This is a genomic window from Paenibacillus sp. G34, assembly GCF_056856875.1.
Genome location: NZ_CM166469.1, coordinates 617,827 through 642,569 on the forward strand (window position 1 = coordinate 617,827; position 24,743 = coordinate 642,569).

18 protein-coding genes are annotated in these 24,743 nt (G+C 47.5%); 15 read left to right on the forward strand and 3 right to left on the reverse strand.

The window, feature by feature from the left end; genetic code table 11:
* The first annotated feature begins 110 nt into the window (after positions 1–110).
* On the forward strand, positions 111–1,076 hold the full coding sequence (locus AC1VYS_RS02890; protein ID WP_482912922.1) for an arsenic resistance protein: 966 nt from the start codon (positions 111–113) through the stop codon (positions 1,074–1,076).
* A 367-nt stretch (positions 1,077–1,443) separates the two neighbouring features.
* Here the strand turns inward: AC1VYS_RS02890 and AC1VYS_RS02895 are convergent, their stop codons facing one another.
* On the reverse strand, positions 1,444–3,072 hold the full coding sequence (locus tag AC1VYS_RS02895) for a response regulator transcription factor (protein ID WP_482912923.1): 1,629 nt from the start codon (positions 3,070–3,072) through the stop codon (positions 1,444–1,446).
* Positions 3,073–3,077: 5 nt separating this feature from the next.
* Positions 3,078–4,916, reverse strand: a complete 1,839-nt coding sequence (locus tag AC1VYS_RS02900; protein ID WP_482912924.1) for a cache domain-containing sensor histidine kinase — start codon at positions 4,914–4,916, stop codon at positions 3,078–3,080.
* A 143-nt stretch (positions 4,917–5,059) separates the two neighbouring features.
* Between AC1VYS_RS02900 and AC1VYS_RS02905 the strand changes: the two genes are divergently transcribed.
* The 11 genes from AC1VYS_RS02905 (at position 5,060) to AC1VYS_RS02955 (ending at position 19,841) form a co-directional block, all read left to right on the forward strand.
* Positions 5,060–5,941, forward strand: coding sequence for a carbohydrate ABC transporter permease (locus AC1VYS_RS02905; protein ID WP_090918610.1), 882 nt, complete (start codon positions 5,060–5,062; stop codon positions 5,939–5,941).
* A complete protein-coding gene (locus tag AC1VYS_RS02910; RefSeq protein ID WP_482912925.1) occupies positions 5,941–6,777 on the forward strand; it encodes a carbohydrate ABC transporter permease in 837 nt (278 codons plus the stop codon). The genes AC1VYS_RS02905 and AC1VYS_RS02910 overlap by 1 nt, the downstream gene beginning before the upstream one ends.
* Before the next feature lie 754 nt (positions 6,778–7,531).
* Positions 7,532–8,833 (forward strand): ABC transporter substrate-binding protein, encoded by a 1,302-nt coding sequence (locus AC1VYS_RS02915; protein ID WP_482912926.1) that lies wholly within the window; start codon positions 7,532–7,534, stop codon positions 8,831–8,833.
* Positions 8,834–9,104: 271 nt separating this feature from the next.
* On the forward strand, positions 9,105–9,764 hold the full coding sequence (locus tag AC1VYS_RS02920; RefSeq protein ID WP_482912927.1) for a TetR/AcrR family transcriptional regulator: 660 nt from the start codon (positions 9,105–9,107) through the stop codon (positions 9,762–9,764).
* 134 nt (positions 9,765–9,898) lie between these two features.
* Positions 9,899–11,857: an alpha/beta fold hydrolase gene (locus AC1VYS_RS02925; RefSeq protein ID WP_482912928.1), complete on the forward strand. Its 1,959-nt coding sequence runs from the start codon at positions 9,899–9,901 to the stop codon at positions 11,855–11,857.
* A gap of 454 nt (positions 11,858–12,311) precedes the next feature.
* Entirely contained in the window at positions 12,312–12,743 is a 432-nt protein-coding gene (locus tag AC1VYS_RS02930; protein ID WP_482912929.1) for a chemotaxis protein CheW, read from the forward strand.
* A gap of 213 nt (positions 12,744–12,956) precedes the next feature.
* Positions 12,957–16,130 (forward strand): DEAD/DEAH box helicase, encoded by a 3,174-nt coding sequence (locus AC1VYS_RS02935; RefSeq protein ID WP_482912930.1) that lies wholly within the window; start codon positions 12,957–12,959, stop codon positions 16,128–16,130.
* Positions 16,131–16,266: 136 nt separating this feature from the next.
* Positions 16,267–17,082 (forward strand): hypothetical protein, encoded by an 816-nt coding sequence (locus AC1VYS_RS02940; RefSeq protein WP_482912931.1) that lies wholly within the window; start codon positions 16,267–16,269, stop codon positions 17,080–17,082.
* A 464-nt stretch (positions 17,083–17,546) separates the two neighbouring features.
* A complete protein-coding gene (locus AC1VYS_RS02945; protein WP_482912932.1) occupies positions 17,547–18,524 on the forward strand; it encodes a M15 family metallopeptidase in 978 nt (325 codons plus the stop codon).
* A 193-nt stretch (positions 18,525–18,717) separates the two neighbouring features.
* On the forward strand, positions 18,718–19,116 hold the full coding sequence (locus AC1VYS_RS02950; RefSeq protein WP_482912933.1) for a RidA family protein: 399 nt from the start codon (positions 18,718–18,720) through the stop codon (positions 19,114–19,116).
* A 125-nt stretch (positions 19,117–19,241) separates the two neighbouring features.
* Complete coding sequence (locus tag AC1VYS_RS02955) at positions 19,242–19,841, forward strand: hypothetical protein (protein ID WP_482912934.1); 600 nt, start codon at positions 19,242–19,244, stop codon at positions 19,839–19,841.
* Positions 19,842–20,167: 326 nt separating this feature from the next.
* On the opposite strand, the gene AC1VYS_RS02960 is transcribed toward AC1VYS_RS02955, so the two are convergent.
* Positions 20,168–21,229, reverse strand: a complete 1,062-nt coding sequence (locus tag AC1VYS_RS02960; RefSeq protein WP_482934468.1) for a copper amine oxidase N-terminal domain-containing protein — start codon at positions 21,227–21,229, stop codon at positions 20,168–20,170.
* A gap of 250 nt (positions 21,230–21,479) precedes the next feature.
* Between AC1VYS_RS02960 and AC1VYS_RS02965 the strand changes: the two genes are divergently transcribed.
* The 3 genes from AC1VYS_RS02965 (at position 21,480) to AC1VYS_RS02975 (ending at position 24,581) form a co-directional block, all read left to right on the forward strand.
* Positions 21,480–21,956, forward strand: a complete 477-nt coding sequence (locus tag AC1VYS_RS02965) for a GNAT family N-acetyltransferase (protein ID WP_482912936.1) — start codon at positions 21,480–21,482, stop codon at positions 21,954–21,956.
* A gap of 38 nt (positions 21,957–21,994) precedes the next feature.
* Positions 21,995–23,065 carry a Gfo/Idh/MocA family protein gene (locus tag AC1VYS_RS02970; RefSeq protein WP_482912937.1) on the forward strand — a complete coding sequence of 357 codons (1,071 nt, stop codon included), beginning with the start codon at positions 21,995–21,997 and terminating at the stop codon, positions 23,063–23,065.
* A gap of 265 nt (positions 23,066–23,330) precedes the next feature.
* Entirely contained in the window at positions 23,331–24,581 is a 1,251-nt protein-coding gene (locus tag AC1VYS_RS02975; protein WP_482912938.1) for a radical SAM protein, read from the forward strand.
* Positions 24,582–24,743: the final 162 nt, after the last annotated feature.

A 24,743-nucleotide genomic window follows, 5' to 3' on the forward strand; every position in this document is an offset into this window, starting at 1 on the left:
ATTGCACGTAAAACCTGGCTATACCGGAATGGAATTGTACTCTGTCCCAATGTACGCTGCAGTAGACAGGAATATGTCCATATCGGTTTGTTTGGCACATAGGGGGAGAGATGTTAACAAGAGAAATAATGGAGAGACAGCAGACTTGGTTCTATGTGATGGCTCTAATTGCAGGTGGATGGATCGGGCTAGCTGCTCCGGCTTGGGGCAATGCACTGCACTATGTAGTGTCTCCAGTTCTCGCTGTGCTGCTCTATAGTATGTTTGTGCAAATTCCGTTTATGGAGCTTCGGGCATCCTGGACAAATCTGCGTTTTATGGCTGCGCTGCTCTTGGCGAATTTTATCGCTGTTCCTATTGTGGTTTGGCTGCTTGCGCTTCTTTTTCCACAATCTCCGGGGGTGTTGATGGGAGTCTATCTCGTTTTGTTAACTCCTTGTATTGATTACGTCATTGTGTTTACACAGCTGGGAAAGGGGAACGAGAAGTTGATGCTGGCAGCAACTCCGCTGCTGTTCGTAGTTCAAATGTTGTTACTTCCCGTGTATCTGTGGTTGTTCATGGGCAGTGACGTAACTGCAGTAATGAAGGCAGGGCCGTTTGTCGAGGCTTTCTTGCTGCTGATTGTTATTCCGCTATTGCTCGCAGTGATGACACAAGTATTGTGTAAAAAAGGTGTGGGTGCGCAGCGGTTGCTTCATGCGACGGCATGGCTCCCGGTTCCGATGATGGCACTTGCCCTAGTTGTCGTTGTAGCTTCCCAGATGGGTAAGGTCTACAATGATCTGAACAGTATTGTGAAGGTCATTCCGATCTATGCTGCATTCCTCCTCATTATGCCCTTCATATCCAGGTTTATTGCAAAGCTTTTCCAACTCGATACAGGTGCTGGCCGGGCGCTGATTTTTAGTGCGGCAACCCGTAATTCACTGGTTGTTCTACCTTTGGCATTATCCCTCTCGCCAGAGTGGGCAACCATTGCTGCGGCAGTTATCGTCACACAGACGATAGTGGAGCTTGCAGGAGAGTTGATCTATATCCGACTTGTGCCTGGTGTGATCATGAGAGATCGGTAACCATCGCTCCCGTCCAATATGGATTGATATGATATAATAATTTCAATACAACCATATTTGGTAAATCGAAGGAGGTATGACGATCAATAGGTATTGGAAAGTGCTGTTCTATCTGGATATTGCCATATTGCTGTTTAGTATTATCTATTTCCCCATCATAGCTCAAAAAACAGGGGATAACCTCCCTTATGTGTTTATGGCCGTTTTTGTAATAGGAGCAGTCTTTCGAATGATATATTACTTTAGAAAAAAGAGAGCGAGTAAGCCATCTGACTAAACTTGTATTGATGTATACGTAAGGCATAGAGAGGACTTCCGACAGTTCAATGTCGTGAAGTCCTCTTTTTCTGGAATCGAAACAGATTTGTTATGAACCTGTTTGTGGGATGGTTTTACGATATTCGGCAGGGGTTAACCCTTCTATCTTTTTAAATACTTTGCTGAAATACTTCTCATCCTGGAAACCGACCATCTCCGAGACTTTGGCAATACGCAGGGATGGATTCTGTAGCAGGAGCTTGGCATTGTTAATCCGTAGCTTGCCTAGATATTCTGACCAGTTCAGCCCGAACTGCTGTTTGAATTTACGCGAGATGTATTCCCTGCTCAGATAAAAGCGTGCCGCCATCTGTTGTAATGACAAGTCCTCTTGATAATGGGCTTCCATGTAGCGAGCGATTTCACGCATTGGATCAGGATCGGTGTGATGCTGCGCTGTGAGTGCCTTTCCGGCCGCAAGTAATCGTTGCTCCAGCAGAGAACGAAGGATCGGGAACGAAAGTAGACCTTGGTGGTCAAAGGGTAACTCTGCAAAAGGGGGAAACTGATCCTCTATATTGTCCTCCTCCGGGGAAAGGGGGCCTTCGGCATCGTCTAACCAGCGGCTTAGCATCCATTCCAGTTCTTGCATCCATTGTTGCAACTGCTCTGCGCCAATCACCTCCAGCTTGGTGAGTGGTTCAAGCCACTCGGAGACGGTGCCCGATACACTCGAAGCACGGCAACTCATGGCTGCTATACGCATAGGCTCTTCAAAAGCAGTCAGCCGATTACCCTTACTCCGGATCGAAGATTCAAGAGTGGAGTGGATATGCTGCTGCGTATAAATCGTGTTGCGTCTCCACAATTTGGAGCTGGCATCCAGATAGGCTGCCGAAATACCAGCAGGATAGTTTTCACAGGTAGATATCCCGAAATGAAGTCTGCGCTGAATCGTCTGCTCCAACCCATCGTTAATGCTTTCCAGGATGCGTGTCAGTGAGGACGGTGACCCCCAGTGAAGCAGTACAATTTCATCCGGTTGGTTAAGCTGACGGAAGGTGACACCTTCGGCTGGCGTGCTTAACATCTCCGCACATATGTTAAGCACCGAGAATACAAGCAAATCCGGCTGACTGCGATATTTAGCCAAACAATCTGCATCCAGATGGGACAGACTGGTGACAGCAACACAGCACATTGGAATGAGGCTGGGTAGATCCAATTCTTCCTGTAATCGCTGAATATTTGCGGAAGTGTTGCCTCTGCCAATGGCCAGCTCGGTGAGCAGGCGATCCTGATAATGCGGGCGCATGAGATTCACTACGATGGATTGTTTGGTGGACTCTGTGCGTAAGGTATGCTCATCTTCCCAGGCCTTCACTGCCTTGACCAGGGAGGTATTTAATTCGTCTGCCTCGACGGGTTTTAGCAAGTAGTCCATGCCACCATGCCGAATGGCGTGCCTTACCAATTCAAAGTCGTCATATCCACTAATGACAATGACTTTACTGTGAGGAGCATGAGCCGAGATCCACTCAAGCAGGGCCATCCCGTCCTTGCCAGGCATGCGCATATCACTCAGTATGATCTCGGGTTGATGCACTGTAATTGCTTCGATTGCTTCGTTTCCGTCAGCTGCTTCCAGCAAGACATCAATCCCCAGATCATCCCAAAGACCAAGAAGCTGGATGGCATGGCGGACGTGCTGTTCATCATCAACAAGCAGTGCTTTCATGTTGTTCACTCTCCCGCGTATAGTTTGACTTGAAGCTTCACACCGCCTGCTTCTATATTGTCTATTTCGATCCTGGCAGGTTTGCCGGGATGAGAGTTAAGTGCAAGTCTGCTAGCCACATTGCGAAGGCCGATAGATTCGGACAGGACTGACTCCTGAGATATCATCTCTGAATTTATGGTTTGGGGCTGGAGCCATTCCCGAATCTCGACCAGTTTATCTTCAGGGATGACAGGTCCGTTATTGATTAATTCAATCACAACCCAGTGTTCGTCCAGCCGGCGACTGGTAACAGAGATATATCCTTTTCCTGGCTGTACATCGGCTCCGTGTTTGAAATAATTCTCAATCAGAGGCTGCAATGTCATGCGAGGCATCTGGATAGAGAGTGTATCTTCTGCAAAATTCAAATGTACCTCCAGGCGTTCACCAAACCGTTCCTGCTGCAACTCCAGATATAACCGAGCATGTTCTGCTTCTTCACGGAGGGTTACACAAGTCTGGTCTCGCATGCTGTACCTCAGCATTTTGGACAGGGAAGAAAGTAAAGTATACGCTCGCTTTCCTTGCTGTTGTAGTGCCAGCGTACCGATGGATTGCAGGGTGTTATATAGAAAATGCGGGTGAATCTGAGCTTGTAATGCTTTGAGTTGATTTGTCTTGTTGGCAATCTCCAGTTGATACTCCCGAAGGATTAAGTTATTCACGGTGTCCATCATATCCCTGAAGTGCCTCGCAAGCACCCCGAATTCATCCCGGCTCGACAGACGGATATCCACATGCAGGCGGCCTGCCTGAATTTGGTTCATATATCGCATGAGTTGCTTAAGCGGACCTGTAATGCGTATAGAGATGAACAAGGTTGCTAAGATAACGAGGATTAACGCTGAGATGGCAATGATTGCATTATTCCAAGTGAGTTCAGTAGCTCTTGCATATAACGTTTCATTCGGAATTTGTTTTACTATAGTCCAGTCCGCGTAGTTGCTCCCAAGCTGCTGATACACATACATCGAGTGATCTTGTTCAAAATGTCCAGCCGCGTTAAGTGCAGTACCGGCAAGGCTTCGTCCGTCTTGTATTGCATTTCCTGCTACTGGCTGCAGATGATCGGTTTCATGAGCCGCTTGTACCTCGGTACGTCCTTGGTAAACGATTCGGTTTTGTCCATCGACCACATAGATTTGTTCTTTAGCTGGATCATACAGCCTGCTACAGATCGCAGCAATACTGTTCATGTTGAGATCGATGGCTAGAACGCCCAACCGTTCAGGGGAGGGAATATCCCGAATGATCCGATGCAAGGTAATCACGGTTCTTGGTGAATCGTCAGGTGAAGCCGCCTTAAAACCATAGGTATGACTCATATGTGCAGATTCAACCCAGATATCTGATCCTACGTCTCCCGTTTTACCATGCAATGAATCGGAATAAGCTTGCTTGCGTTCCTCCCGTTTTGGGAAAGGGTTCGTAATCAAGGTGGATTGGTTGGATACAAAAGAATGCAGATAGAGCTGAAATACATCCGGTACAGCGGCTCTGATCGTTTGTAACGTTGTATACACCTCAGCAACAGCCCGATAATCCCCCGGCAATTTAGCCAGATTCCGTAAGAAATTGGGATCATTGTATACGGCGAGTGAGGCCCTTGCTACGTTGTCGACGTAATTGTTGAGATTGGTTGAAGCCTGATAAATAAGGCGTTTGTTCTCTTCCAGCGCCTGTTCGCGCAGGGCTGTTTTGGTCTGAATAAAGGTCATGCTGATCGATGCCAGTAGCGGAATCGTCGTTGCGATTAGCATAAAGGCGATGAGCTTGGTGCGGATACTATAGTATTTGGACATCAGTACACCCCTTCTGGTGACTCGTCAAGAGAGGACAATATTTTACACCCAACTGTTCACGAGTGTCGGTGTTTCCCTTCACGATTTTGGAGTTTAATAGAAAAAGAGACCAATATCATCCATCTATAGAAGGGGAGAACGATATGAAGCATCGCAAATCTTCACAGCTGTTACAGCAGCTCGTGTTCGTGGGTCCCTCCGTTGTATTTTTTATTCTCATCATCGTGGTCCCTTTCCTGCTTGGCATGATGTATTCTTTTACGGATTGGAACGGAGTATCTGCCAGCATTAACTGGGTAGGGCTTGATAACTTCGTGCATATTTTTGCAAACGATCCCAAGTTCCAGAATGCATTCTGGTTCACAGTACGCTTCACCGTTGTAGGGGTGATCCTCACCAATGTCATCGGTTTTTTCTTGGCCTACTTCCTGACCAAACCGCTCAAGACGAGAAATATTCTGCGTACGATCTTTTTTATGCCTAACGTAATCGGTGGATTGCTGCTCGGGTTTATCTGGCAATTCATATTTGTGAAAGGGTTTTCAGCAGTAGGTGACGTGACGGGCTGGTCCTTCTTCAACCTCCCGTGGCTGGGAGATGAGCCGACGGCCTTCTGGGGAATCGTCATCGTGTTTGTATGGCAGACCGCCGGATATCTGATGGTCATCTATATCTCTTCCTTAACAAATGTATCGCCAGATCTGCTGGAAGCTGCCGAGATTGACGGAGCCAGCCGCGGACAAGTGCTACGGAGCATTATTTTACCACTCATTATGCCCGGTGTAACCATCTGTCTGTTTCTGGCGATCTCCTGGTCGTTCAAAATGTTTGATCTCAACTTGTCACTCACGAAGGGCGGTCCGTTTGGCTCAACCGAGTCGGTTGCACTCAATATCTACAATGAGGCCTTCGTGAACAACCGGTACGGGATTGGAACCGCCAAAGCATTCATATTCTTCGTGATCGTTGCCATTATCACCATGGTTCAGGTTCGCTTGACGAAGAGCAAGGAGGTTGAAGCCTGATGGAAACAACGAAAAATTATCGCTTCGGTACCGTAATTACCGAGATTGTGATGGTGCTAATCGGATTGTTGTTCCTGATTCCGTTTTACTTCCTGTTTGTGAACTCGGTTAAAACCTTTGGTGACCTGCTTACCAATTCGGCTGCCTGGCCGGAAGTGTTCCAGTGGGGCAACTACGCCAATGCCTGGGAGAAAATTAGTTTTCCATCCGCGCTCATGAACTCGCTGATCGTGACTATTGTCAGTAATCTGTTGCTTGTGCTGATCAGTTCCATGGCCGCGTACCGCATGGTTCGTAGCAATACACGGTTCAACCGCATATTGTTCGGCCTGTTTATTGCCGCAATGGTGATTCCGTTTCAGTCTATCATGATCCCGCTTGTTACAGTAACCAGCAATCTGGGGCTGATCGATAGTCTGGGTGGACTCATTATCTGTTATCTCGGGTTCGGTGCACCGATGTCCATCTTCTTGTTCCACGGATTCGTTAAATCGGTTCCGTTGGAGATTGAAGAAGCGGCTCGAGTGGACGGCAGTTCAGCCTACGGCGTGTTCTTCCGCATCGTCTTCCCGTTGATGAAACCGATGTATGTCACCGTCATCATTCTGAATACGCTCTGGATCTGGAATGACTACCTGTTGCCATCCTTGATCCTGCAAAGCTCCAATCTGCGTACCATTCCGATTGCAACCTTCGCGCTGTTTGGTCAATATACGAAGCAGTGGGATCTGGCGCTGCCTGCTCTGGTACTTGGGATCATGCCGATCATTATTTTCTTTCTGCTGATGCAGAAGTATATCATTCAGGGGATTACTACCGGGTCCGTTAAGGGGTAGGTGCGCGGTAGGTCGCTCCGGCATCATGTGCGCTTTCGGTCGCTGTTGCTCCTCGGGGGCCTGAATGTATGATGGCTAAGGAAGCCCCCGAGTATCAAAGGCGAACGCTCCGCTCCTCCAGCGCATCATGATGCCTCCGCTCCTGTCTCGCACAGAGGTGGGCAAAAGGCCCATCTGCCGTAGGGCTTGGGCAGAGGGACCAGAGCAGAACAGGGAAAGACAGAGTCGAGTACAAGGCTGGCCGCTCCGTCATCATGTGCGCTTTCGGTCGCTGTTGCTCCTCGGGGGCCTGAATGTATGATGGCTAAGGAAGCCCCCGAGTATCAAAGGCGAGCGCTCCGCTCCTCCAGCGCATCATGATGCCTCCGCTCCTGCCTCGCACAGAGGTGGGCAAAAGGCCCATCTGCCCGCAGGGCTTGAGCAGATGCGCCAGAGCAGAGCGGGGAAAGACAACGAAACATAAAGGAAACATAGGGGAAAGACTAGGAAAAACAGCGTGAAGGAATCAGAGGCAGAAAAGGCTGATAATGATAGGGAAAGGCATAGCGACAAGAGCTTGCTTGACCATTAATCCGTGATCAACTACGCATACCATTTGTGGGAATTGCGTTAGTTCATCTATATAGTAAGCGAAAGAATTAAAAGCAAGGACAGGGTCATTCTAAACAAACGAAGTACAGCCGGGGTAAGAGGGAAAGGGTAAGCAAGAGATGCAGGCGGTAAAAGTGAAACTACTTACAGGGAGAGTGTATCTATGAAAAGAATGACAAAGTTAACGTTGCTGATGCTCATTGCTTTTTCAGTCATGCTGGCAGGTTGCGGAAACGGGGACAAAAGCGGTAGTCCCGTGAATACAGATGCTCAAACGGGTGGTGGTGAAGCAGCTGCAGGCACCAAAACGATTAAAATTTTCCAATACAAAGTTGAGATTGCCGAAGCACTTAATCGTCTTAAAGCGGAGTATGAGTCTTCCCATCCAGGCGTGAAGCTGGACATTCAGACGGTCGGCGGTGGCAGTGATTACGGGGCTGCGTTAAAAGCGAAGTTTGCCGCAGGTGAACAACCGGACATTTTTAACGTCGGTGGATACCGTGAGCTCGATACCTGGCTCGAATATCTTGAAGACCTATCTAGTGAACCGTGGGCTAAGGATGTACTGGAAGTGGCCAAAGAGCCGATGACTAAGGACGACAAGCTTTATGGACAGCCACTCGCGCTGGAAGGGTACGGTTTCATCTATAATAAAGATTTGTTTGCCAAAGCAGGCATCACTGAAATCCCAACAACATTGGAACAACTGGATCAAGCGGCAAAGAAACTTCAGGACGCAGGTATTACACCGTTCTCCAACGGGTATCAGGAGTGGTGGGTGCTCGGCAATCATAATGTCAATGTAGCATTTGCGAATCAGGCCGATCCGGTAAAATTCATTCAAGGTCTGAACGAGGGTACGGAGAAAATTCCGGGTAACCCAGTCTTCGAGGAATGGATCAACCTGCTTGATCTGACGCTCAAATACAGCAACAAAAATCCGCTCACTACAGACTACAACACACAGGTAACTCTGTTTGCTAGTGGCGAAGCGGCTATGATGCAACAAGGGAACTGGACACAAGTACAGATTGACGGCATTAATCCGGATCTGAATCTGGGTATTCTGCCTATGCCGATTACGAATGAACCGAATGATAAGCTGTTTGTAGGCGTGCCTAACTACTGGGTTGTGAATAAAAACTCTCAAGTGAAGGCGGAAGCAAAAGAGTTTCTGGATTGGCTCGTCACCTCCGACATTGGCAAAAACTATTTAACTAAAGAGTTCAAGTTCATTCCGGCCTTCAGTTCGATTCAGGCATCCGAGGAGGAACTCGGTGACCTCGCAACAGATATCATGAAATATAGTCAGGAAAATAAAACGTTAAGCTGGAACTTCAACCGTTTCCCTGAGGGTGTTCCACAAGAGTTTGGCAGCACCATTCAGGCGTATGTAGCCGGTAAATCGGACAAAAAAGCATTGCTTGATGCATTGCAGCAGAACTGGGATAGTCTGAAAAAATAAGTAAAGTATGCTTACTTGAAGTCAGTTGCAGCTTGTGCAACTGGCTTCTTTGCATTACCTGTTATAGTACAGTATTTACCTTGAAGTGTGGATAACTTTGCTCGTTTATAAATGTTAAAGTACAACTTTTACATCGGCTTAATACTAGATGTGGATATCCTGTGTGTATATGATCTAAATGTGGACAACTTTTCAGAAAAATGATCTTCTGATCTACTTTTATAAACAGCCATGCTTGCTTTTGTTAAAATAGTACTATATAGTTCTAGTTATGAATAACGATAACCATACATTACATCAAGGGACTGCTGAATCTTCTAAACGATCCAATCCTAGAAGCTCCAGTCCCAGAAGTTCTAGTCCAGTTAACCGTACCAAAGCGGTTGAAGTGGCTGCCCAGCTTTTTCTACGGCAAGGTTATGCTTATGTCAGCATGGATGAGGTGGTGCGTGTTAGTGGCGTATCCAAATCCAACATCTATTATCATTTTAAGAACAAGGAGGAATTGCTTCAGGCTGTTGTCCAGTACTGGATTGCTCAATACGAGTCAGAACTGTACCTGCTGCTCAGCCAGCGTGAACGGAGCGTGGAGGAACGAATCAACTCGTTCATGGACCTGCTCTCGACAGGCATAGAGAGTCGGAACTTTGAAGGGACTTGCCCATTTGTGACCCTTTATATGCAGGCACCGGAAAGTGCTTCCCAAGCGAAAGAAAGCATTTCGATCTTTTTCCGGGAGCTTGTACCTATGGTGGAAAAGCTGCTCCAGCAAGGGGCAGAACGTGGAGAATTCCGCAAAACGATTGAGCCAGGAGCAGCTGCTGCCTTATTTGTTGCGGCACTCGAAGGTTCGCTGATCCTAGCCGGAACTTCTCGTGATCTGGGTATTATTAAACAGTCAGCACAAACATTTTGTCAGATGCTTCGTTAAGCGAAGCTCTTTTTTTGAAAATAATTAGTACTAAATAGTACTAGTAACTGGTGTGATACTGAACGGCAAAAAGATAAATTAAACGGAAATAACTAAAACAAAACTTAAACTAAAAATTGTGTGGAGGCATCTCGATGAATCAGAAAAACGCTGGGAAAACCATTCTTTTCATGACAGGTAGTACCGGTTTCATAGGAAAGGAAACGATCAAACATCTGGTGGAGAAAACAGATATACATATGCTTCTGTTGGTTCGCTCCGAGCAGCGTGCCAGAACAGTACTGGAGAGTTACGGTGTGAAGGGGTTTGAAAGGATAACGTTTATTGTAGGAGATTTATCTCTGCAAGGTTTGGGACTCACACCAGGAGACCGCGAACTGATCAGGGAAGCTAACGTCATTCTTCATGCAGGCGGCACGATGGACATTACGCTGGAACGAGAGATAGCAGAAAAAATCTTCAGGCGCGGGGCGAGAGAAATAGCGCAGTTGGCAGAGGATATTCAACGTAACGGAGGACTACGTCATTTTATCCATGTAGTTGGTTTTATGAGTCCTTATGGACAGGGGAGCGAGCAAGAGGAACAGATCAAGATCAACCATTCGGACAGCCAAGAGAGTGCGTATGAAGAGATGAAATTCCAGGCGGATGGTTATATTCGTGAGCATGCGAAGCGGTACGGATATCCGCTATCTGTCGTAAATCCCAGTACAGTCGTCGGGCCTCGTCCAACGGGTGAGACGGAGCAGACGGGTGGCATTGGATTGCTTATTAGTGCGGTTCAGAAAGGCTTTATGCCTGTGGTGCCCGGTGGTTCGTCTTACTGGCTACCACTGGTCGAGAATGATGTGGTCGCAGAGACACTTGTGTTTTTGACAAAAGACGCTACTCCGCTCGGAGGGACGTATCCACTGCTCGCACGCAAGGAAAATAGTCCGAATATGAAGGAATTGTTGCACATACTTACGAAGCAACTGGATGTACCTAAGCCAGCAGGAGCACTACCGCTATCCTGGATTCAAAAGCTCTTGAACATAGGAGGAACCCGCATCAGCGGTATACCTGCTCAATCCCTTGCTTTTATTACAGACCGGACATTTCAGGTAGAGGAGACCGAAGGGCTGTTGAAACGAATGGGCGAAACCTGGCCGGATATTCGGGAGCAACTTCCTTTCATTACGGCTGATTTGGACTACCGCCTTCTGCCAAAGCCCAAAACGGAACATGTTTCGACCGATTGTATTCGAGTACGGCGAGGAAATCTGGTGATGTTAGGTTGGGAAGGTAAGGGAGAGCCCTGGGTGATCGTGCATGGTTTGTTACAAAGTGCCGATGACTTGCTCCCACTGGGACTAGAGCTATGGAGACTTACCGGGAATCCGGTCTGGATCGTTGATCTGGCAGGGTTTGGCCGCTCACCTGTTCACCAGGAACGAGATGCATTCAAAGGTCAGGTTAACGCCCTTGTAGATGCATTGACCGAAATGAAGTTTCCACTCAAACTTATTGGTCATTCAATAGGTGCTTCCATTGCGGCGGCAGCATTGAAGCAAAGCGGACGTAAAGATATACGTTTGGCCTTGCTCCAGCCTGCTGCGGACAATGTGAATGAGGGGAATAATCGACGTTTGAAACAGATGCTTCGGCTGCCTCGCCGTGTTGTGAGAACGCTGCTCCGAAACAAGTCTCAGCGGAGTTGGGCACGGATGTTTAGTACAGGCAGTGGCCTTGAGGTTAAAGATAGCAGCTTGGATACATTGGCTCAGAGAGTATATGCCTCTTTCCGTTCTCCTCGCATTGCAGGTGCACATGTCGATCTGCTGCGGTGGATTCATTTGGGTCACAAGCCGGAGTTGAGCTTTTGGGAACAATACGGGAACCTTGAACAGACAAAGAATGCTGAAGATCCGTTGGTTATCTGGGCTGAAAAGGATCAGGAATATCATTATCCTGTTGGATTATATGTTGGTTACCGCAAAATCACCCTGCCTTATGGTCACTATTTTCCAGTATTCCAGTTTGAACAGACAGCGAAAATTCTCATGGCCTGGGCTGAAAACAGCCATGTGAATAACGATAGGATGGAAGCATGAAATCCAATACTGTCATTGAAAGGCTTTCCACAATGTGTCCACATTAAAGAATGACTAGCCATAAAACGACAAAGTTTACGTTAGATTTACAAACAAATACACAACATGTCCACATTAAAATCATAAATATCCACATAGATAAAGGTATATATCCACAGACTGTGAGCAATATGTGCACAACTTATCCACAAAAGAGGTATAACTTTATATTTTCAACCACAAAAAGCAAAAATAAAGATCGTTTTAATGAGTTGTCCACAGAAATGGGGGGCGGACGCATCTTTTTTGGAAAGAGGATAAGTAAAGGGATGTGGACTGTGATTCTTCTGTTGAAAGCCTAAACATTTACGTTAAAATTGCCGATACAACATGTAACGACTCATCGTCTAAAGTTCTACAGCCAAAAGTGTGTTGAAGATCTGATTTTACGGAATGAGAGGGTATGGGGACAATTATGGATGAAGTAATGCAATATATTAATTTCTCGGTCGGAGATCAGATTTTTGCGCTTCGTATTGATCAGGTTCATGAAATTATCAGAATGGTAGAGGTTACAACGGTTCCTTTTGGAAGTCCCGAGATTAGAGGATTCGCTTCATTGTACGGTAAGGTGGTTTCGGTCGTAAGTCTTCGTGTGTTGCTCGGCATGCCGGAGCAGGAAGATAGCTCATCTACACGAATTATCGTTGTCCCTTATAAGAACGGATTCGTACCTCTGATTGTAGATATGGTCGATTCTGTTGTGACATATGATCGTTTTGAAGAGCCGGCAGAAGAACACCGTCGTTTCATGCTTGGTGTTTTCGATAAAATCGGATTTTGTGCAGATCACCGCGCAGGTATTTTGAATCTGGATGTACTGCTTGGCAGTCTGGTCAGGTCTTGATCAGATCAAATAGGTGATAGCCTGACTGATTTACATCATCTCGGTCAGTCGCACGATCTAATAAAATGTTCCTCATCCGTTTTCTGGAGAAGGGACATTTTTTTGTGCAAGAAAACATTATAATCAGCACTTTTTATGTGTAAAGGTTTTTAAATCCGTTCATTTTCGTATATGATGGAGAGTAACAATGCGAAGGGATGACGGGAGACTGTAATGATGCAATCGCTGTATGGAGTATGGCTTGGAGACGTATTTTTTTGTTTTTCCGGTGAAACATCGGAACCGCGTGTGGATGCATGGAGCCACGTGGTGAGAAGGCTGCAATTCGGCGACGGGGGTCGTCTGTTTCAGCCTGCCGCGCTGCGGCTAGCGGAACTGCGCTGGCCGAATCCGCTTCGTAATGCGGCAGAAGCCAAAAATGTGAAACGGCGGCAGTTGCTTGGTCGCACGCTGGAAGGGTTGGCAGTTTCACCGAAGGACGCTTTCAGACTATTGCTGCAGTGGGACGACCAGATGTTGCATGCAGCTGGAATTCAGGCTGGAGAAGAGATGCGTTACTGGGTCAAGGTGGCACAGTTCACACAGGAACTGTTGCTCCGCGGGGCGATTGCTCCGGCTGCTGCATTTGCGGCCAAGACCGGCGCGAGGCGGCGAACCGGACAGGAAACATTGACAGGAGAGTGGCGGCCGCGACTACAACTGGAAGAAGATCAGGAGCGTTTCAGAAGCCTTGCCGAGTCGATGCCACCGATTGCACTGTCAGCGCCTGGAGCATATGCCTCCAGGGAGCCAGAGACGCGTGAGGAAGCAGCAGGGACGGTGTTATTTTCATTTATGAGCGGCATCATTCATGCTGTTGTAACGAGTGAACTGGAAGGTATGGATGGTGAGCTGTCCCGTTACCGGACTGCGTTTAGACGCGGATCTTCACCAGTGTCGGAGCTTTGGTGGAATAGCCTGATCTCTATGTTCCGACCTGTTACCGTACAAGGGCCAACAGATGATATGGCAGCTTTTGTGGAGACAATTGACGAAGCTAGTGGTACAACGATGCCTGCATTTGGTGTCGAAGAAATGCCGCCTGCCGCGGGTCAATTCAAGCTGGTGTTACGTTTGGAGCCGCCGCTGGGAGAACAGGACACCACTTGGGGCATCAGTTTCTGGGTAGACAGTGACCAGGAAGCAGGCCTCAGGCTGCCTGCACGAAGCATTTGGGCACATCCTGAGCGTGATCTGGATCGGGGAAAGGTTTACTACACATCCGTGTCAGAACAGTTACTGATGGCCATCGGTCAGGCGTCTGAACTTGCACCGGAACTGGAAACTGCTTTGCTGCATGCACGTCCTGAGGGGGTTCAACTGGAGCAACAGAGTTTTTTTGAATTTCTTACTCATGCCGTTCCGAAGCTGCAGAAGGCAGGCGTAACGGTGTTGATGCCTTCGAGATGGAGTCGTGCGGGCAAACGACGCGCCGGCCTTCGCTTGCAAATGATGAACGGAGCCCCGGAGCGTCAGCCTGGTGCTGTATCTTCGCTGGGAATGGAGCAACTGGTTTCCTTTACAGCAGAGCCGATGCTGGATGGTAAGCCGATAACAGCGGAGGAACTTGCTGAACTGGCGGAATCCACCGTTCCCTATGTTATGTTTCGCGGGGAATGGATCGAAGTGGATACCAAAGAGATTCGCCAAGTGCTGCGTTATATGAAAAAAGAAGAAGAGCAATACATGCCGCTTTCCGAATGGTTACATCTCGCTGCAGATGAAGGGGAGGATTCCATTTGGAAAGGGATGTCTGTCTTCGGCGCTGAATCCGAAGGCATGCTCGCTTTCCTGCTTGAAGGGCAGGTGCTTCGCAACATTGAGCCTCGTCCAGTACCATCGGAGCTGCACGGGGAACTAAGGCCGTATCAGGAACGAGGATTCCAATGGTTATCTGCCATGGGTGAGCTGGGTTTTGGGGTATGTCTAGCGGATGATATGGGACTTGGAAAAACGGTCCAGGTTATCACCTGTCTGCTGGATCGTAAAGAGGAGGAGCGGCAGGCTTCACTGCAAGAAGCGCAGGATTCCGGTGTTGATCCAACTGCAGATATGCCGGAAAATCAATGGCCTACGCTTATTGTCTGCCCAACGTCTCTGCTGGGCAACTGGCAACGTGAGTTGAAGCGTTTTGCTCCAAACCTGTCCCTTTATATTCATCATGGCGGACAGCGGCTGCATGGGGAGGCTTTTCAACAGGAAGCGCAAAAGCATGATATTGTGCTCACAACGTATCATCTGGCTGGAAGAGATGGCCTGGATCTGGCTTCACTGCACTGGTCTACCGTTGTGCTGGATGAGGCACAATATATTAAGAACTATCGGACGAAGCAGGCGCAGAGTGTCATGCGTTTGTCCACTTCTCACCGGATCGCCATGACAGGAACACCGGTGGAGAACCGGCTAAGCGAGCTGTGGTCTATTTTCCAATTTCTCAATCCGGGATATCTCGGTACATCATCATCGTTCCGCCAGCGATATACAGGGTTAGCACCTTCGGAAGAGAATGCGGCCTCACTGCGAGAGTTGCATCGCTTGGTGTCACCGTTTATGCTACGCAGGCTGAAAAGTGATCCGGATATTCGCAAAGATCTGCCGGAGAAGCTGGAACTGAAATCGTATTGTTCACTGACACCCGAGCAGGCGATTCTGTATCAACGCGTAGTGGATGACCTGATGGGTGGGCTGGATGGACGTAACGGCATTGCGCGCAAAGGCATTGTATTGTCGTCTCTGACCAAGCTGAAGCAGATCTGTGATCATCCTGTGCTGGCAGACAGTAGCCGGAAGGATCATGGTAAGACCGAAGCATCCGGCAAAATGGAACGGCTAATGGAACTGCTGGATGCTATTCGGGATAATGGAGAATCGGCTCTGATCTTTACCCAGTACGTTGCAATGGGTGACTTGTTAGTTTCCAGATTGAATCGGCGTTATGAGGAAGAACCTTACTTCTTGCATGGCGGTGTTTCCAAGGCACAGCGGGATGAAATGGTGGAGACGTTCCAAAAGGGAGAAGGCCCGTCCATGTTTGTTCTATCTCTTCGTGCCGGCGGCGTAGGTCTGAATCTGACACGGGCAAGCCATGTCATTCACTATGATCGCTGGTGGAATCCGGCGGTGGAGAATCAGGCGACAGACCGGGTATTCCGTATCGGACAAAATCGCAACGTTCAGGTCCACAAGTTAATTTGTCAGGGGACATTAGAGGAACGGATCGATGAACTGATTGAGAGTAAAAAAGCTCTTTCTGAGCAGGTTGTTGGTTCAGGCGAGAACTGGTTAACCGAGATGTCGGATGATGAGTTGCGCAGCTTGATCTCGCTTCAAGGGGAAACCTGGCTGTAAGGTTAACACTGAAATATGTAGTGAAAGGTGATTCTGACTACATTGGAATGCTTGGGCATGAAGGGCCAAATCAGCTTGATGTTGGTAAACCTAGTCTGGATGATCTTGGATGATTAATGAAGAGAGGGGGATGATGATGAGCGAAAAATGGAACATCGAGCTGCATATGTCCCCCGGGGTGTGGACAGCAGAGGTGAATACAGTGGCGAATTCGGGAGAGACGTTGCCCGAGTTCGCTAATGCAGATCAGCCCGGAACAGCCGCATCCGGCGTGTTCACGGTCACAGGCACGCTGCCGCAGCTAAGCGGGTCGCAACGCGAGGCCGTGCTGGCGCAGCTTCGGCAACGCCCGCTGGCGCTGTACGCCCTGCTGCGCGGTGGCCCGGCGCCAGAGGAGCTCGCCGGGCTGCTGGCCGCGGCCGAGCTCGCTGACGCGCCAGGCGCAGCCGTGCTCGGTGCCGCGCCAGCAGCAGCGTCGTGCACCTGCGGCCGCGCAGGCTGTGCGCATGCCGCGGCGGCGGAGCGCGCCGTTGCTGCGCACCTCGCGGCCGAGCCGCTGCAGCTGCTGGCGCACGCCGGCCTGCCGCGCGAAGCGCTGCTCGCCGGCGTGCTGGGATCATGGGCAGAGGAACTTGCCCATGATCCCAGCGGCCCGGGCCGCGCAGCGGAGACGGCGGGCCGCCCGCAGGCGCGGGCTGGCGAAGGCGGCGCAGCCGTCGGCGAGTGGATCGCCGAGGCCGCCGCAGACGGCGCCATGCACCAGCCGGGGCCGGGCTTCGGCGCCGTGGAGGTGCGGCTCGCGCAGCCGGACAAACCGCCCGCGCTGCCCGAGCTGACCGCGCTGCTTACGGGAGTGCCCGCAGCAGCAGGTCTGGATCTTATCCGCGAGCGCGTGGCTGCGCGGATGTGGCAGGCTGTCCAGAAGCACAAGGACAGCCCGGCTACCAAATAATGCATCACACATGTACAGCGGGGGAGATCACCAGATCGCCCCTGCTTGTTTGTTGTGGAGCCTAGCCTTCATTTCCAGTTTCCATCTGAAGTTATCTAGGTCGTGTCTTTAAACTCGCTGAAGTGCATCTTTTACCTTCTTTTCGCCCCCTGCTGCGTCACTTTCCCTTGACGTGCCTCGGCACGCCTGCGGAAAATTTCCTTGCTTGGAACGAAAACCCGACAAAATCTGCTTCCTTCGGACTTTTCAGACACTCCCTAAGTTTGGGATGTTGCATAAAATAAACAGAAATCAAGGCTACAAGCTGTATAAAGGGTATATCTTTGCATAGAGACGGGGAGAAGGAACTCTTTACAGGTGGAGCTTATCGCATATTTAAGGTATACTGTCGCAGGGAACATCATAGTAACCATGAGAAAACGTAAAAAAGATATTCATTCTACTAAGGTGATAGGAGTTTTATGATGAAATCAGGAACAGGAAGACAGCGCCGAATCGTGGTTCTGCTGTCCTCACTTATGATATGTGGAGCCTTGCTAGCAGCGTGCCAGAACGGTTCCGATGCGAACGGCAATCAGAACGCGAACGGAACACCGAATACGGAGCAGGGGGCCGATGGCACAACCGTACATTTAACCGATGAATCCAGCTCCGATGGCAAGGGAAGTGTGGAAGGAGATCAGGCCGCAAATTCAGATAGCGAACAAGGGACAGACAAAGGCTCAGACAGCGCATCCGCAGGAGAAGAACAGGGTTCATCAGACAATGGAAGCGGTGCGGCAACATCAGAAGACCCGCTAATGGAGAAACGGAGCATCAGTGCCCTTCAGACAACTGTAGATTCTCAGTCCGTGGTGACCAATGCGCAGGCGATGACGGTTATTGTCAACAAACAGCGTAGTCTACCAGAAGGCTATGAACCGAGTGATCTGGTCGAGCCTGACGTGCCGTTCTCCTTCGAGGGGCCGCATGAGAAGCGGCATATGCGCAAAGAAGCTGCGGAAGCGCTGGAGAAACTGTTTGCCGGTGCCAAAGCTGACGGGATTGAACTTCGTGCCGTATCGGGATATAGGTCTTACAAGCGTCAGGTATCCATTTACAACAATAATGTGAAAACCAAAGGGGAAGAGTATGCTTCCCGTGTAAGTGCCGTTCCCGGCCGAAGCGAACATCAGACAGGACTTGCCATAGATGTATCGAGTCCAAGCGTGGGCAATGTGCTGGAGGAGGTATTCGGCTCATCCAAAGAAGGCAAATGGCTGGATGAACATGCTGCCGAATATGGCTTTATCATTCGTTATCCGAAAGGTGAAGAGAGCAAGACGGGGTATGTATATGAGCCTTGGCACATTCGTTATGTTGGTGCAGATATTGCACCCGATGTTGTGAAGAGTGGATTAACGCTGGAAGATTACTTTGACGAAGCTAATATTAAACTGTAATTCACTTTGTTCGTTATACACGTCCCCTGAACACTCAAACCTTACTCAAGGTGAATGTGATTTGTTCAGGGGATTTTTCCGTTTGAGAAAATAAAGTTGAAATCAAGTTTTATACCATTGATTGAGATGAAGACAGACTGATATAATTCATCTTTAATCAAATTATAAATTACATAGAGCGAGGGACAAGAGAATGAGCAGACAGCAGGTGTTTACCGGCTCCCCTTGGGAACCGTTGGTTGGCTATTGCCGCGCAATTCGTGTAGGGAATCGAGTAGAGGTTGCTGGAACAACAGCGATGCAGGATGGTGTCGTTGTGGGTGCGGGTGACCCGTATGTGCAAACCAAATTCATTTTGCAGACGATTGAAAAAGCACTGAAAGAGCTTGGCGCTGACTTGACCGATGTTGTTCGAACACGGATGTTTGTCACAGATATTTCGCAGTGGGAAGAGGTTGGTAAAGCACATGGTGAATTTTTCGGACAGATTCAGCCTGTAGCTACGATGGTCGAAGTAAGTGCATTCATTGATCCCTTGCTAATGGTGGAGATTGAGGCTGAAGCAATCATAGATTCTTCGGATGAGGCATAATCAAACATTTTATATCCGGCCTTGGATTCCATTTTTTAATAGTGAATAATGTTAATTTTGTGTCATTCTTAGGTTCATTCGCTCTAATATAATCTCTTAGGGGTAGACGAAAGGAGATTTTAGGGTTGAAAAAAGCACTCGGTGTATTGATGGTGTTGAGTTTCATCTTGCTCTCAGGGTGTGGTGGATTAGGTAAGTCTGCAACCGATACGCAAGGTTCGGGTGAGTCTCCTAGTAAACAAGTAACAACACAGCAGAATAGTGATTACTGTTCAGTAGAGCGTACAAGTTTGGATAGTGAAACTGAAAATTATTTCTATGGAACTTGGAAAGTTGAGAAGCTTCTTGGATTTGCTAATTCGTATAATGATGCTTCCGAATATCCAACAGGGCAAAAATTTATTGGGGATAAAATTATAACTAAAAAAGACTTTTTTTCCTCAAAAGGGCTTAAAAACTACAGTCAATATCAAACTGAACTAAGAAACCCGTTATATGAAATTACAGCGACATGTAATAATAAAGATTCTTTTTATAGATCATATAAAATAGATATTCCAGACTTAAATAAAAAAGATGTAGTAAAAGCAATAGATGTAAGTAACCCTTCTACAAAAATGAGTATACCTGTAAGTTTAAGTTTTTTTGTTGTTAATAACGAGAGGCTTATCTTGTTATCTGAGGCAACAATTTTCGAGCTCAAAAAATTACCGATTAATAGTTAATAAAAGGGCGCCAATACAATAGGACAATATTCAGAGATGTGCCCCTGGAATAATATTTATAAAGGACAAAAAAGGTCAACCTAGTGGCTGACCCTTACAAAACAAAGTTGCTTCTTCATTTTTTCGTCTAAGAGCATCAATTAGAAGTTTTAATACGGACTCATTCGTAAAAAAACCTTTCCACGCCTGGCAGAAGACAGGAGGGAAAGGTTTTTAGCGTTTATAGTATTTCCACGTAATTTCGCAATTTCGCGTAATTCCACATGTACTCTACTCTACTTGCCTATAGGCTAATTCTAACTTCCTATCGGCACAACCTACCGCCTTTATTTGGCTTCGGGTTGCACTGCCGGAATCTCAACAACAACCTTCCAAGCTGTGCCGATTGGAGGCAGGCTGCGTGTCAGCATTGGGCTATAGAAACCCATCACTTTGGCACCTTCAGTCAGTTGCTCGGCTTTTACAATTTCGCCCCTTTGGTTCACTAGCGAAGTTTCTTTGTTGATATTCAAAATGACATGATCTGGTGCAGTCTCAGCCAGACGTGTGCCTTTAATTTCAATCTGGGATACCGTGCCTTCTTTCATGTATACATGTTCAATCGTGCCTGATGTTCCAAAAAGTTCTTTGGGCTGCGCTGCTGTTTCAGCCGCTGTGTCCAGCACGGTTACTTTATACGTTGGTGTTTGTGGAGGTAAACTTTTAGTCATCATTAATAAATGCTCAGCTTCCACAACCATACCGATGGACAGGTCAGCCAGTTTAATTTCTTTTCCCTCCGCCGAAATGAGCTGCGTATTCTCGCTCAGATTCAGCACGATACCATCCTGCCCTGCGCCACCAATCTGAATGGATTGATATTTATCCTGATTTGAAATCCGAGTAATCACACCGCGTTCTGTAACCGTCTTAACGTCCTCCTCACTTGTAATCGTCACCTGATTGCCAGTTGTGCTCAGCCCTGTATGCAGTACCTTTTCGGCAAAAACAGCCGGCACATAAAGTGTTCCATCCTTAATTACAGGAGCTGTGCCGAGGGTCAGCAGCATTTTATTGACGGAGTAACGATCTTTATCCGCAAAAACCTGAGTCCACAAGGCGCCGCGAGTCAGCTCTGCGGATTTGTCTTCCTTGTTCCACTTCAGCTCAATTCCGAGTGCTTCCGTCAACGCTCGAAGCGGGATCATGGCTGTCTTATCGTCTTGAGTCCAGTACCCGTTAGCAACCGCTGCACCATTGACGGATACATGTACAACTCCTGTAGCAGTGCTTGGGGCAGAAGTGACCGTTTCCTGTATAGGCTGTACGGTGTTATCTAGTGACGCAGCATAAGCGGCTCCACCGCTCAGTGCCATAGCAAGAGCCATGACTGTACTTACCTTTTTCATGTTGTTTTTCATTCGTAATCATCCCTTCTCATCTACGTTGTGTCGCGGTAAACTTTTATACAGATCACCGCATCTCACCTTTACTGACGGGATAACCTGTCTGAGTGTTGCAGTGGATTATAAACACTGTAAGCGCCTTTCGTTCGTTTCAATTGGGATTATTGCGTAAGAGGCAGGTTATCAGCAGTAGGATTAGGTTAAATTCAAAGTATGCGGATCATTCCATGCCATATAAGGAGGAAACGAACCGATGAGTGATATGTTGGTCGCGCTTTATCGTTTGCCGGAACAGCACAGCGGGTTGGATCAACTGAAGGCAGCATCCATTGTCATTCGCAGAGCGATTGCCCCGGAGAAGCAGCAGGTGCTGAACTGGGTGAGAACCCATTTTAACCAGGCTTGGGTAGATGAATGTGATGTTGCTTTTGCACGTCAGCCTGTGACCTGTTATATTGCACTGGAGCAGGGGAGAATGATTGGTTTTGCCTGTTATGAAGCGACCTGCCGTAATTTTTTTGGCCCTACTGGAGTAAGCCCGGATGCCCGTGGAAAGGGTGTGGGGACTGCCTTGTTGCTGGCTTGTATGCACGCAATGAGAGCAGATGGCTATGGATATGCAATTATCGGATCGGCTGGGCCAATGGACTTCTACAAACGAACGCTGGGCGCGGTGGAGATCGAAAATTCAACACCGGGTATTTACGAAGGCATGCTGCGGGCAGACTAGACGTTAACGAAGTTTTGGAAAAGGGAGGGAGCACGAAGATGAGCACAAAGCAAATGCTGCATATCGGCATGATCGGCACAGGGTCCATCTCGGATCTTCATATGAGGTGTTACGCCAAAAATGAAGATGCTGTCATCTACGCCATTTGTGATCTGAACGAGGAACGAGCCAAGGCGGCTGCACAGAAGTATGACGCTCAGTCCGTATATACCAACTATCGTGAGATGCTGGAAGATCCGCATGTCGATGCGGTCAGTATCTGTACATGGAATAATACGCATGCGGAATTTGCTATTGCGGCATTGGACGCAGGTAAACATGTGTTATTGGAAAAGCCGGTGGCTACGAACGTGGAAGATGCACTACGGATTGAGGAGGCGGTAAAAAAAAGCGGGCGTACCTTTGTTGTCGGCTTTGTACGCCGGTATGATAACAACATGCAGATGCTGCGCAGATTCATTGATGCAGGCGAGTTTGGCGAGCTGTATTATGCCAAAGCATCGATTCTGCGGCGTCTGGGTAACCCAGGTGGCTGGTTTGCGGACAAGGCTCGCTCCGGCGGCGGCCCATTAATTGACCTGGGTGTACATATCATCGACCAGTGCTGGTATCTGATGGGCAGACCGAAGCCTGTATCCGTCAGCGGGAATACGTATCGTAAACTCGGCAATCGTGCGAATGTGGAACATCTCTCATTTTACAAAGCGGCAGACTACAGCGCTGCGATCAATAACGTCGAAGATATGGCGAATGCCCTGATTCGTTTTGAAAATGGTGCTTCCTTGGCGGTAGATGTAAGCTTTACCCTCCATGCCCGTGAGGATGAGTCCTTTGTGAAACTGTATGGTGAACGCGGCGGATTTGAACTGGAGCCCAAAACGCTCATTGTCTCCGAGAAACATGACACCATCATGAACATCGAACCTCAGACAGATCATTCCGGTCTGGATATTCACGGTGCATTCCAGAATCAGATCGATCACTTTGTAGAATGCTGCCTGAACGGTACGCCGCCTATCAGTCCGATCGCGGATGGGGTGACCTCCACGCGTATGTTGTGCGCCATCTATGAGTCTGCCGAAAAAGGGCAGGAGATCAGGCTGGATTAGGCTTCTCCATACAAACAGTTTCGAAATGGTGATTTTTTATATTAAGGCTTGGGATCTGATGAATATCGATCCTGAGCCATTTTTATGGAATAATATAGATTTTTTTAATTATGATTACATTTAGTGACAAATATCATTCTTATTTACATAATATATGGTTTATGATCGTTTATAGAGAAACACATGCTGCTCAGAGCAACGAATGATAACGTATATCTTTGATTCATTTATTCCAACTTAATAAATCAAAGTATGAGGTGATATCGTGAGTTCTGTTTCAGATGATCGGTACCAATTACACAAAGATATCCGGCAGTTTGAAATTGACGGAATACGTATGATTGGTAATACCAGAAATGGCTCTATCATCGGGCTGGATGCCAAAGGTGTGAGGTTGGTCCAACGAATGACCGAAGGAGCAGTGATCGTAGAGCTGGATGAAGACGAAGAGTTGTTAATGGAATGTATGATCGAGAATCACTTTTTCAAAGAAGAGAAGACAAGGCTCAAAGCTGCTTATGTTCATCTTACGGATCGATGCAATTTGCATTGTGTAGGCTGTTATTCTTATGTGGAAGAACGGAATCTTAAGGATGCATTACCTTTTGAGAAGATATGTCATGTGTTAACCGAGTTGAAGGAAAGCGGCGCTGAGCAGATTGTCTTCTCAGGAGGAGAACCGTTCATTCGTAATGATATCGTGGAAATTTGCAAGTTTGCAAAAGAGAATCTGGGTATTCATAATCTGCATGTAATCAGTAATGGTACGATGAATTATAAACGTCATGAAGAGGCCTTCAACTATATCGATGCACTCAGTATCTCCGTTGATGGATTCAATGAAGAGACAAGGTTTATTCGAGATCAGGGGATCATGCCCAAGATTATTGAAAACATAGCCTTTTTAAGACAAAAGGCTTCGGTGACTCTGATTGCAACCATTCATGCGCAAAATATTGATCACATTGATGATTACCTAAACTTCGCTAAACAACTCGGTGTTAAGCTATCGTTTAGTATTTTCACAGTAGATCCAGAAGACGAATATTTTCGTCCTTACATATTTGATAACCACTCCCTAGTGAAGTTTTCCAAGAAAATATCGAGACTGGATCAAAATATTCCTATTTATGATATGCCGGCAGGGGAGATTGAATTAACCTGCAGGGGAAACTGTGAAGTTGGCAAAGAGATGGTCAGCATAGGAGCAGATGGTACCGTTTATCCGTGTCATATGCTGCATGATGCCTCCCTTAGTTTAGGTAACGTTTTGGATAATAAGCTAGATGAATTATTAATGCATCCAGGCAATCCCTTCTTAGAAATGAATGTTGATCATATCGAAGAATGCAAGGAATGTAAGTATCGATATCTATGTGGTGGTGGATGCAGAGGGAGAAGCTGGTTATATCACCGCACCTTGAACAACCGAGATGCCTTTTGTCCGTTTATTAAAAATTTCTATAAGGATTCGATTGAAAGATTAAAGGAGTCTATTGGCTTCGTTGAATCCTGAGTTGAAATTTTTGATAATAAATTATCTTTTAAAAGAAAGGAGGACGAGACATGTTATTTTCTACGCGAAAGTCTGTATCTAAACCTAACTGTGTAAGTGTAGGCGTATATGTCTGTGTAAGTTTTGGTAATAAATGGTGAATACCTGATTCAGAGCTGTCAT